General features: G+C 64.6%; 8 protein-coding genes. 2 read left to right on the top strand and 6 right to left on the bottom strand.

Features of this window, described 5'->3' with window-relative positions:
• Positions 1-7 precede the first annotated feature (7 nt).
• The 4 genes from ACFOKJ_RS12970 to ada form a co-directional block, all read right to left on the bottom strand.
• Entirely contained in the window at positions 8-2,203 is a 2,196-nt protein-coding gene (locus ACFOKJ_RS12970) for a patatin-like phospholipase family protein (RefSeq protein ID WP_390280247.1), read from the bottom strand.
• A 487-nt stretch (positions 2,204-2,690) separates the two neighbouring features.
• Positions 2,691-3,593, bottom strand: a complete 903-nt coding sequence (locus ACFOKJ_RS12965; RefSeq protein WP_390280245.1) for a DNA-3-methyladenine glycosylase family protein — start codon at positions 3,591-3,593, stop codon at positions 2,691-2,693.
• Positions 3,594-3,960: 367 nt separating this feature from the next.
• The gene (gene alkB, locus ACFOKJ_RS12960; RefSeq protein WP_390280243.1) at positions 3,961-4,614 is read right to left on the bottom strand and encodes a DNA oxidative demethylase AlkB; all 654 of its coding nucleotides are present in this window, start codon (positions 4,612-4,614) and stop codon (positions 3,961-3,963) included.
• On the bottom strand, positions 4,604-5,695 hold the full coding sequence (gene ada, locus ACFOKJ_RS12955) for a bifunctional DNA-binding transcriptional regulator/O6-methylguanine-DNA methyltransferase Ada (protein WP_390280241.1): 1,092 nt from the start codon (positions 5,693-5,695) through the stop codon (positions 4,604-4,606). The genes alkB and ada overlap by 11 nt, the downstream gene beginning before the upstream one ends.
• 228 nt (positions 5,696-5,923) lie before the next feature.
• Between ada and ahpC the strand changes: the two genes are divergently transcribed.
• Both ahpC and ahpF read left to right on the top strand, forming a co-directional pair.
• Entirely contained in the window at positions 5,924-6,487 is a 564-nt protein-coding gene (gene ahpC / locus ACFOKJ_RS12950) for an alkyl hydroperoxide reductase subunit C (protein ID WP_144372445.1), read from the top strand.
• 174 nt (positions 6,488-6,661) lie between these two features.
• The gene (gene ahpF, locus ACFOKJ_RS12945; protein WP_390280239.1) at positions 6,662-8,236 is read left to right on the top strand and encodes an alkyl hydroperoxide reductase subunit F; all 1,575 of its coding nucleotides are present in this window, start codon (positions 6,662-6,664) and stop codon (positions 8,234-8,236) included.
• A gap of 265 nt (positions 8,237-8,501) precedes the next feature.
• Here ahpF and ACFOKJ_RS12940 read toward each other — a convergent pair whose 3' ends face one another.
• Entirely contained in the window at positions 8,502-9,377 is an 876-nt protein-coding gene (locus ACFOKJ_RS12940; RefSeq protein ID WP_390280237.1) for a hypothetical protein, read from the bottom strand.
• A gap of 93 nt (positions 9,378-9,470) precedes the next feature.
• The gene (locus ACFOKJ_RS12935; protein ID WP_390280235.1) at positions 9,471-10,046 is read right to left on the bottom strand and encodes an NADPH-dependent F420 reductase; all 576 of its coding nucleotides are present in this window, start codon (positions 10,044-10,046) and stop codon (positions 9,471-9,473) included.
• Positions 10,047-10,821: the final 775 nt, after the last annotated feature.

Below are 10,821 nucleotides of genomic sequence, written 5' to 3'. Positions count from 1 at the left end.
GTGGGCATCAGTATTCCACCCCCAGGTTCAGGTAGCCGGTCAGCTGTCCGTGGCGGGCATGGCCGATGCCCAGAAACAGCGGCCCGAGCAGGGTGTCGGCGCCCACGAACAGCGAGGCGCCTGGCAGCCAGCCACTATCCTGGTTGGTGCTGATCAGCGACCACATCTTGCCCACCTCGGCCGAGCCGCCCAGGTACAACCCGGTGCCGATGGCGGAAGGCAGGCTGGCCACGCGCCAGGACATCATGCCACGTGCAAACAGCATCTGCCGGCCCAGCAGCTCGCCCGGCTGGTAGCCGGACAGGTAGCGGAAGCCACCCAGCTCGAACACATTGGTGTTGTCATCAGGATCACTGTAGCCACCGCGCAGGCTGAAATGCCAGCTGATATCGCGCTGGTCGGTAGTGACCGCATCCAGCGAAAAGGTGCCGCTGGGCGGCGGCAGCGGCTGGCCATCGCGCCCTTGCTGCGGTGCGCGTGCTTCCAGTGTGGCGGCATAGCCGCTGCGCGGCCAGCGCGGGTTGTCCAGCTGGTCCAGCGCCAGCTTCAGCCGCAGGCCCTGTTCGCGATTGCTGTAGTCATTGAGATTGTCGCTGCGCGAGCCCACCGTCAGCTGCAGCTGGTCGTTGCTGCGGTACCAGCCGGCGCGAATCTCGCCCAGCTCGCCAAAACGCCAGCCGGCATCGGCAAACAGGCTGCGGGTGGTGCGGTTGTACTGCGCCTCCGGCTGGTGGTGCGCCACGTACAGCGAATAATCCTTTTCGCGATAGTTGCCGGACAGGCTGACAAACAGCGGCGAATTGGCCCATAGCGGCTGGTACCACTCGGCGTTGTAATTGGGCTCTTCTCCCACCCTGGCCTCCGCCAGCAGGCTGCCGCCGGCGGCATTCAGCCAGCTGCGGCGGTATTCACCCAGCAGCGAAAAGGTGGCGTTGCCTTGCGAGCTGGAACGCAACTCCAGGCCGGTGCGCAGATAGTTCGGCCCGGTGCTGCGCTCCTGCGCATTGACCTGCGCCACGCTCTGGCCCTCCTGCTGCTGCAGCGTGTAATCCAGCTTTTCCAGATCCCCCTCGGCAAACACATCCTGCAGCCGCTGGTGGAAGCTGGCCAGCCCCAGGCGGCTGCCGATAGCGAGTTTCTCCGCAATGGCCTGCGGGTTGCTGTAACGCAGCTCGCCGGCCAGCTCCACCCGGTCGATGCGTGTCGGTGTGGCGCGTGGATGGGATGCCAGCCACTGCCGGTAGTGATCCTCGGAAACCGTCAGCTGCGCCAACTGCGGCGCCAGCGCGCGCGCCGCCTGGCGGCCGGCTTCGATGATGCGGGCGTTGGCCGCAAAATCGGCGGGGGTGATGCCGTCCAGCTGCGGGCGGATCAGGATATCGTCCGGCCCCAGCTTCGCCAGCGACTCCTTGCTGTTGCGCGCCACCATCAGGTATGTGGTCTGGTCCAGCACATTCAGGAAGTTGTTCAGCTGCTCGCGCGGCACCGCCGGCGTGCCCACGTCGATCACGATCAGCACATCGGCGCAGCGGCCTTTCAGCTCCTCCACCGGCAGCTGCCGCGCCAGGCCGCCATCCACCAGCAGGCGGCCGCCGGATTCCACCGCGGCGAACATGCCCGGCACCGCCATGCTGGCGCGCATCGCCAGGCTCAGGTCGCCCTGGTCGAACACCACCGCATCGCCGTTTTCCAGGTCGGTGGCCACCGCGCGGAACGGAATGCCCAGTGCGTCGAAGCTGTCGACATTGCGCGCGCCGGTGAGCTGGCGGATGAACAGATCGATGGCCTGGGCATTGATGGCCGCCGGCGGCAGCCGCAGCTGGCCATCGCGGTAGCCGAAGGTGAGGTCGAAGTAGTTCCGGGCATCGTTGTGCTTGCGCTGGTACGGCACATCCTCGCGCCGTGGCTTGCCGGACAGCAGGCTGTCCCAGTCGGCGGCGGCAAACTGCTGCTCCAGCGCCTGCAGACTCTGGCCGCTGGCATAGGCGCCGCCAATCAGCGCGCCGGCACTGGTGCCGGCGATGCAGCTGATGGGAATGCGCAGTTTTTCCAGCTCCTGCAGCACGCCCAGGTGGGCAAAGCCACGCGCGCCGCCACCGCCCAGCACCACGCCAACCCGCGGCGGGTTGGCCGCGTGTACGGCGGGGGAGGCGAGCAGCAGTGAGAGCAGCAGGGCAAGTATGTGATAGACCGAACGCAGCATTGCAACGCATACCGATAAATACGGGTATGCCGATTATATACGTCAGGGCCGCTGCTGACCTTGGCTATCCGCTGCTGGTGGGAGCCCGTAGCCCGGATAAGCCGCAGGCGCATCCGGGGGCGCGCTGGTCTGCCCATGGCCCGGATGTGCTGGATTTGCCCCCGGATGCGCTGCGCTTATCCGGGCTACATGCGGGGATGGCGATAGGGCCAGGTCTGATTTTTTGCCACGGAATCCACGGAAATCACGGAAGAAAGGTAAACCGGCTGGAAGGCTTTCTCGTGTTGTTTCGTGGCTTTGGTGGCCGGGGTTTTTTCTGGGCTTTCTGTGGGTTCTGTGGCTAAGAAAAGAGATTTTTGCCACGAAACCCACGAAAAACACGAACGGGGGTGTCGGTTGGCGGGCTGGGGGGCGGTATGGTCAGGTCTGGTTTTTTGTTTCGAGGCATTCATGGCTTTTGTGGCCATTTTTTCCTCGCGTGGCGATATCAGTAGCCGTCGCTGCTCTGCATCGCCCACAGGTGTGCCGCCACCAGTGCGCGCCACGGTGAAAACGGCGCCAGCCAGGCTTCCACCTCGGCGGCTTCCAGCTTGTCGTCCCGTGCCAGCAGGCGCTGCAGGTTGCGCCGTACCGCTACGTCGCCGTGCAGCGAGCCATCCAGCCAGGCGAAGCCGCGCAGCAGCGCGTAGCTGATGGTCCACGGGCCGATGCCGCGTATCGCCGCCAGCTGTTTGCCGATCTGCGCCGCGTCTGGCGCGAACTGCCATGCGGCCAACGGTAGCTCGCCGCTGGCCACTATTGCTGCCAGCCGCAACAGGGTTTGCGCCTTGCCCTGGGTGAAACCGGCGGCGCGCAGGCTGGCTTCGTCCATGCCGGCCGCGCAGTCGGCATCCGGCAGGCAGTACAGCCCGCTGCTGTGGCGCCGGCCGGCGGCCTGGATGAAGCGGCGGCGTATCGATACCGCGGCGGCCACGCTGATCTGCTGGCCGATGATGGCCCAGGCCAGCGCCTCGAAACCGCTGCTGGTCTGCGGTACCCGCAGCCCGCTTTGCCGTGCCAGCAACGGCCCCAGCTGCGGGTGGCCAGCTACGACGGCCTCGAAGGCTTCCACCGGCTGGGTGAGACCCAGCATGTGGCGCACGGTACTGGCTAGCAGTGCCTCGTCATCGCGGCGGGAGGCGCCGTCCAGCAGCAGGCTGGCCTCGGCCTGTTGCGGCTGCAGTGCAATGCGCAGCAGCGCCGGCTGGCCATGCCACAGCAGGCCCTTTTCCAGCGTCTGCTCGTAAACGCGCTCTGCTACTTGCTGTGCATCGCGGCGGTGAAAATCCAGAAAGCCGTCGGCGCGGAAGTTGGCCGGTAATGGCATGTGGCAGTGCAGGGTGGTGGTCATCACGGGCTTCGGTAGAAAAGGTTGGCCGCAAGGCTAATTGCAGCAGGCTGGCTTGTCATCGTAATACCGTAGCCCGGATAAGCCGCAGGCGCATCCGGGGTCTGGCTACGGTGGCTGGCGTTCCCGGATGCGCTGATTTCCCCGGATGCGCTGCGCTTATCCGGGCTACCAACTGGGCGGGCGATAGGGCCAGGTCTGGTTTTTGCCACGGAATCCACGGAAACCACGGAAGAAAGGCAAACCGGTTGGAAGGTTTTTCGTGTTGTTTCGTGGCTTTCGTGGCCAGTTTTTTCTGTGTTTTCCGTGTCTTCCGTGGCTAAAAAAGATTTTCTGTTTTGTGGCTTTCGTGGCCAGGAACAAGCGGCGCTTACCCCGCCAGGCGGAAGGTGAGGTTGATGCGGCATTCGCCCAGCAGTGGGTGGCTACCGCCGGCCAGTGGCAGCACGCCGTGGTAGCGCAGCCGGTCCGGCCCGCCCCATACCAGGATGTCGCCGTGGCGCAGCGTCAGCCGTGCGCAGCGTGCGCTGCGGCGCAGGCCGCCCAGCTCGAACACCGCCGGCAGGCCGAGCGATAGCGACACGATGGGCGCGGAAAAATCGCGCTCGTCCTTGTCCTGATGCAGCGACAGCTTGCAGCCCGGCACGTAGCGGTTGATCAGGCAGGCATCCGGCACGAAGCCGGCAAAGCCGGCGCGGTTGGCCGCATCGCCGGCCAGCGCGCGCCAGCTGTCCGGCATCGCCGGCCATGGCTGGCCGCTGCCGGGGTCGATGCGGCTGTAGCGGTAGCCATGGTGGTCGGATACCCAGCCAAGCGTGCCGCAGCTGGTGGTGGCCACGCCCATGCGGTAGCCGCCGGGGGTGACCATGTGGCGGAACGGCGCCTGTGCGGCGATGCGCTGGATGTCGGCCAGCAGTGCTGCGGCCAGCGGCGCGGCCATGCCATGCAGCAGCACGGTGCCGGCGGCCAGACGTTCGGCGTGCGGTTCCTCTCCCGGCGGTGGGGCGAACAGGTCATCCATCATTTTGAGAGTCCCGACTGCCAGCTTCGCGCGCCAGCAGTTCTGCCTTGCGCGCGATGCCCCAGCGATAGCCGGACAGGCTGCCGTCGGTGCGCACCACGCGGTGGCAGGGTATCGCCACCGCCAGCGCGTTGGCCGCACAGGCCTGTGCCACCGCCCGTACCGCGCGCGGCGCGCCAATACGCTGCGCCACCTCGCTGTAGCTCAGTGTCTGCCCCGGTGGAATGGCTCGCAGCGCCTGCCATACCCGCTGCTGGAAGGCGGTGCCGCGGATGTCCAGCGGCAGCGCCAGCCCCTGCTGCGGCGCCTCCACGAAGCCCACCACCTGCGCCACCAGCTGTTCGTAGCCGGCGTCACCGCCGATCAGGTTGGCCGCAGGAAAGCGATCCTGCAGCTCGCGCAGCAGGCTGTCGGCATCGTCGCCCAGCAGTATCGCGCAGATGCCGCGCTCGCTTTGCGCCACCAGCAGCGCACCCAGGCTGCACTGGGCAATGGCGAAGCGGATGTCCTGTGCCTTGCCGCCGGCGCGCCATGCGCTGGGCGTCATGCCCAGCAGCGCGGCGGATTCCTCGTAAAAGCGGCTGCTGGCGTTGTAGCCGGCCTGGTAGATGGCCTCGGTCACCGATGGCGTCTGCTGCAGTGACTGGCGCAGGCGCGCGGCGCGGTGGGCACTGGCATAGGCCTTGGGGCTGAGCCCGGTGGCGGCCTTGAACACCCGCTGCAGGTGATAGGGGCTGAGCCCGGCGCTGGCGGCCAGCTCGGCCAGCGTGGGCGGCTGTTCGGCATCCTCGATCTGGCGGCACAGGCGGGCGATCAGCGCCGCCTGCTGCTGCGCCGGCGATGCGGCATCCGGCCGGCAGCGGCGGCAGGGGCGGTAGCCGGCGGCGCTGGCTGCAGCGGCGTCCGGGTAGAAGCGCACGTTCTCCGGCCGCGCGTGGCGCGACGGGCAGCTGGGGCGGCAGTAGATGCCGGTGCTGCGTACCGCGTACACGAACTGGCCGTCGGCGGCGGCATCGCGCGCCAGCACTGCCTGCCAGCGCGGGTCGGCGCTGCTATCGCTGTTGTCATGTTTCCGGTGGCTCATGGTGCGACTCCAAACACTGATGCCCTGACTGTAGCCGGCGTGCCATCGCGCCACACTCCGCTGCTTGCGATCAAATCCATTTATTGGCGGCGATAAAAAAATTAAAACTATTTGAAAAAAACAATCAATTGGAATTGGCTATCACGCTGCGGCAAGATGCACCCATCGACAACGACGCAACGCCACCCGGTACCGCCGGTGGCATTTCATCCAAGCAAGGAGCCAAGCATGTCCATCATCAATAGCCAGATCAAGCCGTTCGCCAGCAAAGCCTTCCACAATGGCCAGTTCATCGACGTGACTGACCAGACCCTGCTGGGCAAGTGGTCGGTAGTGTTCTTCTACCCGGCGGACTTCACCTTCGTATGCCCGACCGAACTGGGCGACCTGGCTGACCTGTACCCGGAATTCCAGAAGCTGGGCGTGGAAATCTACTCGGTATCCACCGACACCCACTTCACCCACAAAGCGTGGCACGACACTTCCGACACCATCAAGAAAATCCAGTACCCGATGCTGGCTGACCCCACCCACCTGATCTCGCGCAATTTCGGCGTGCTGATCGAGGAAGCCGGCCTGGCCGACCGCGGCACCTTCGTGATCGACCCGGAAGGCAAGATCCAGATCGTGGAAATCAACGCCGGTGGCGTGGGCCGCGATGCCGCCGAGCTGCTGCGCAAGGTGAAGGCTGCCCAGTACGTGGCCGCCCACCCGGGTGAAGTGTGCCCGGCCAAGTGGAAGGAAGGCGATGCCACCCTGGCACCGTCGCTGGACCTGGTAGGCAAGATTTAAGCTCTGCCGCCGCGTGCCTGAGTGCACGTGACAAGCTTGTACCTGATGGCCCGGCTGACCTCTCCCGGCCGGTGCCATCACCACCCGACATTCATTGCCGGGTGCCCCGGAAAACGGCCTTGCGGCCAACCCTGAAGCCGCTTTCCCGGGTACCCGTATACCAAGGAGCACATCATGCTGGACAACACCATCAAGACCCAACTGCAAGCCTATCTCACCAAGCTGCAATTCCCGATCGAACTGGTGGCCTCGCTGGACAGCGGAGCCAAGGACGAGGAAGTGCGTGGCCTGCTGGCCGATATCGCCAGCCTGTCGGACAAGGTGAGCGTGCGTTTTGACGGCAGCGATGCCCGCAAGCCGTCGTTCAGTGTTGGCCGCGTAGGTGAGCCTGCTGCCCGCGTCAGTTTTGCCGGTGTGCCGCTGGGCCACGAATTCACCTCGCTGGTGCTGGCGCTGTTGCAGGTGGGCGGCCACCCATCCAAGGCCGGGCAGGAGCTGATCCAGCAGGTAACAGACCTGCCTGGCGAGTTCCGCTTCGAAACCTATATCTCGCTGTCGTGCCAGAACTGCCCGGACGTGGTGCAGGCGCTGAACCTGATGGCGGTGCTGAACCCGAACATCCGCCACACCATGATCGACGGCGCCTTGTTCCAGGACGAGGTGTCCGCCCGCCAGATCATGTCGGTACCCACCGTGTACCTGAACGGCGAAGTGTTCGGCCAGGGCCGCATGGGGCTGGAAGAGATTGTCGCCAGGCTGGATACCGGCGCCGCTGCTCGCGATGCCGAGAAGCTGGCACAGAAAGACGCCTTCGACGTATTGGTGGTGGGCGGAGGCCCGGCAGGTGCAGCGGCGGCCATCTACACTGCGCGCAAGGGCATTCGTACCGGCGTGGTGGCCGAGCGTTTCGGCGGCCAGGTGCTGGACACCATGGGTATCGAGAACTTCATTTCGGTGAAGGAAACCGAAGGCCCGAAACTGGCGATGGCGCTGGAACAGCACGTCAGGGAGTACGACGTGGATGTGATGAATCTGCAGCGCGCCAGCAAGCTGGTTCCGGCCAGTGAAAGCGCCAGCGGGCTTACCGAAGTGCAGCTGCAAAGCGGCGCCACGCTGCGCGCCAAAACCGTGATCATCGCTACCGGTGCGCGCTGGCGCGAAATGAACGTGCCGGGCGAGCAGCAATACCGCAACAAGGGTGTGGCCTACTGCCCGCACTGCGACGGCCCGCTGTTCAAGGGCAAGCGCGTGGCGGTGATTGGCGGTGGCAACTCCGGCGTGGAGGCCGCCATCGATCTGGCCGGCATCGTGTCGCACGTTACCCTGCTGGAATTCGGCGATGCCATGCGTGCCGACGCCGTGCTGCAGCACAAGCTGCGCAGCCTGCCCAACGTGACGGTGATCCTGCAGGCGCAGACCACCGAAGTCTCCGGTGACGGCAGCAAGGTGAACGGCCTGCGCTACACCGACCGCGTCAGCGGCGAAGCGCGCCATATCGAACTGGAAGGCATCTTCGTGCAGATCGGCCTGCTGCCGAACACCGACTGGCTGCGTGGCAGCGTGGAGCTCTCCAGCCGTGGCGAGATCCTGGTTGGCCGCCATCAGGACACCACCGTACCCGGCGTGTTCGCCGCCGGCGATGTGACCGACGTGCCGTACAAGCAGATCATCATCGCCATGGGCGAGGGCGCCAAGGCCGCGCTGGGCGCCTTCGACCACCTGATCCGCAGCGGCGTGGCTTCCAGCTGAAACAGTAACTTTTGGCCACGAAAGCCACGAAAAAACGCGAAAGAGTGTGGCTGCTATCGAGCTACGTGGGCGAGATGGCAAGGTCTGGTTTTTTGCCACGGAAAGCACGGAAGAAAGTCAAACAGGCTGGCAGGTTTTTTCGTGTTGCTTCGTGGGTTTCGTGGTCAGGGTTTTTTCTGTGCTTTCCGTGTATTCCGTGGCTGGAAAAAGCGAATTTCGCCCCGTCATTCCTTGTGATGCGGGGCGTTTTTTTCAGCCGCCGGCGCTAGTTGCCGGCTTCCTGTCGTTCCAGCGTCCGCAGTGAGGCGATGGCGCTGGGGGTGAGCCAGAACTCGTAGGCGGCCAGCAGGCTGCGTTGCCAGGTTTTGTCCGCCAGGTTGCTGTTGAATACATCAATCGCCTGCTGGCCTTGCGGCGTGCGCTGGCAGGCGATGACTGCCGGCAGCAGGCCGCCGCCTTCCATCACCGGCAGGAATGCCGTGTCGCGCGTGGCTTCGCTGGGCACGCCGCCGCTGTCATATTCGTCGAACGGGTAACCAAGGAAGGCATCGATGCGCCCGGAGCGCAGCATCTTCAGATTGGTGGGGCCGCTGAGGGTGACCACATTGCCTGCCCTGGCATCCAGATAGGGCTGCAGCACGCTGTTGATGCTGCCACCGAATACTCGCGACTGGCTGACGCCCAGCCGGCGGTAGGGGTTCTGCAGCAGCTTGCCCAACTGGATGGCCTGGTTGCCGTTCTGGTACTGCTTCAGGTGTGGCAGCCAGTGCTTCAGGGTGATCATGCCGTTGGGCAGTATCTTCATGTATGGCTGGCTGAAGATCAGGTATTGCTCGCGTGCGGGCGTTTGCAGCAGGCCGGTGGTGCAGCGCACGCCTCCGGTCTTGCGCATTTCCAGCTCGATGCGCGGGGCTATGGCATGTACTTGCCTGGGGGGCAGGGAGGACATCCGCGGGTTCATGGCCTTGATCAGCAGATCCATGAAGCCCTGACCGGCCAGCTTGCCCTCGGTCACGGTGTACGGCTCGGCGCTGAGTGTGACCCAGGTCAGTTCCACATTCAGTGGCTCCGCCGCCAGCGCTGCCGTGGGCAGGCCAAGCAGCAGTGCCGGCAGCAGGAGGCGGGGCAGGAGAGTCGGCATGGCGTGCTGCCATTTCTATAAGCGGTGCAGATAACACTATAGTGCAGCAGCGCATGGCCGCCAGTTGTGCTGCGGCCAAGCCTGGCGCGCCGCCTAGCGCACCAGCCGGAAGCCCATGTTCGGCCCCAGCCCCTGCACATAAGCCAGGCGGATATTGAGCAGCGCCATCGGTTCCAGATAGCGCGCCATCTGCAGCGGGCCGGCATCCACCGCGTCGAAACCCAGCGCATCCACCATGTCCAGCACGGTCTGCTTGGCGGCGGCATCGTCGCCGGCTACCAGCCCCACCAGCTGCTCGCCCTTGACGTGGCCGGTGTGCATGGTGGCGGCAAAGCAGGTATTGAAGGCCTTGATCACCTTGGCCGCAGGCAGTTTCTGCTGCAGTTGCTCGGCGCCGCTGGTGTCGAAGCCGGCTGCCAGATGCAGGCTTTCGGTCAGCAGATTGGTGGCATCCACCACCACCTTGCCGTCGGCAGCCACCCCCAGCGCGGCTACCACGTTGTCTGTTTCGCTATACGGCATGGCCAGGATGATCAGCTCGCTGGCCAGCGCAGTCTGATGAACGTGTTGCGGGTCGCGGCCAACGGCCTGTACCTGGTGCCCCAGTTGCGACAGCCCGGCCTGCAGTGCCGAGCCGACATTGCCCTTGCCGATGATGGCGATGCGCATGATGGTCTCCTTGCCGGTTTGGCCGGCGTAATTACGGCTTTTTATCGATGCTTCAGTGAAGACTATCAGGCGGGTGGATGCCAGTGGCGCTGCTGGCCGGCAGTGTGGGTGGTATGGGCAAGTCGGGTTTTTTGCCACGAACCCCACGAAAAAACACGAAAGGGTGTGGCTGCTGCGGGGCAGGGTGGGTGCGTGGGGCGGGTCTGGTTTTTTGCCACGGAACCCACGGAAAACACGGAAGAAAGGCAAACAGACTGGGAAGTTTTTTCGTGTTGCTTCGTGGGTTTCGTGGCCGGGATTTTTCTGTGCCTTCAGTGGGTTCTGTGGCGAACAAAAAGAGATTTTTGCCACGAACCCCACGAAAAAACACGAAAGGGTGTGGCTGCTGCGGGACAGGGTGGGTGCGCGGGGCGGGTCTGGTTTTTTGCCAAGGAATCCACGGAAAGCACGGAAGAAAGGCAAACAGGCTTGAAGGTTGTTTCGTGTTGCTTCGTGGGTTTCGTGGCCGGGATTTTTTCTGTGCCTTCCGTATATTCCGTGGCTAAGAAAAAGAGATTTTTGCCATGAAAGCCAGAGCGCCAGTAGCCCGGATAAGCCGCAGGCGCATCCGGGGAGGCGCGTGATCCGGCCCCTGAGCCGAGAGTGCTCGATTTGCCCCCGGATGCGCTACGCTTATCCGGGCTTGTATGTTCTGTCTGCGCGCTTATGAAGTAGCGGATAAGGGCGCCGAGGTGGAGGGACGATCCGGGCTATCTGCCGTGTCAGCGGACAGACT

Source organism: Vogesella amnigena (assembly GCF_042648905.1).
Taxonomy (GTDB): Bacteria; Pseudomonadota; Gammaproteobacteria; order Burkholderiales; family Chromobacteriaceae; genus Vogesella; species Vogesella amnigena.
Note: the sequence above shows the minus strand (reverse complement) of the source record. Positions and strands in the feature narration are given on the sequence as shown.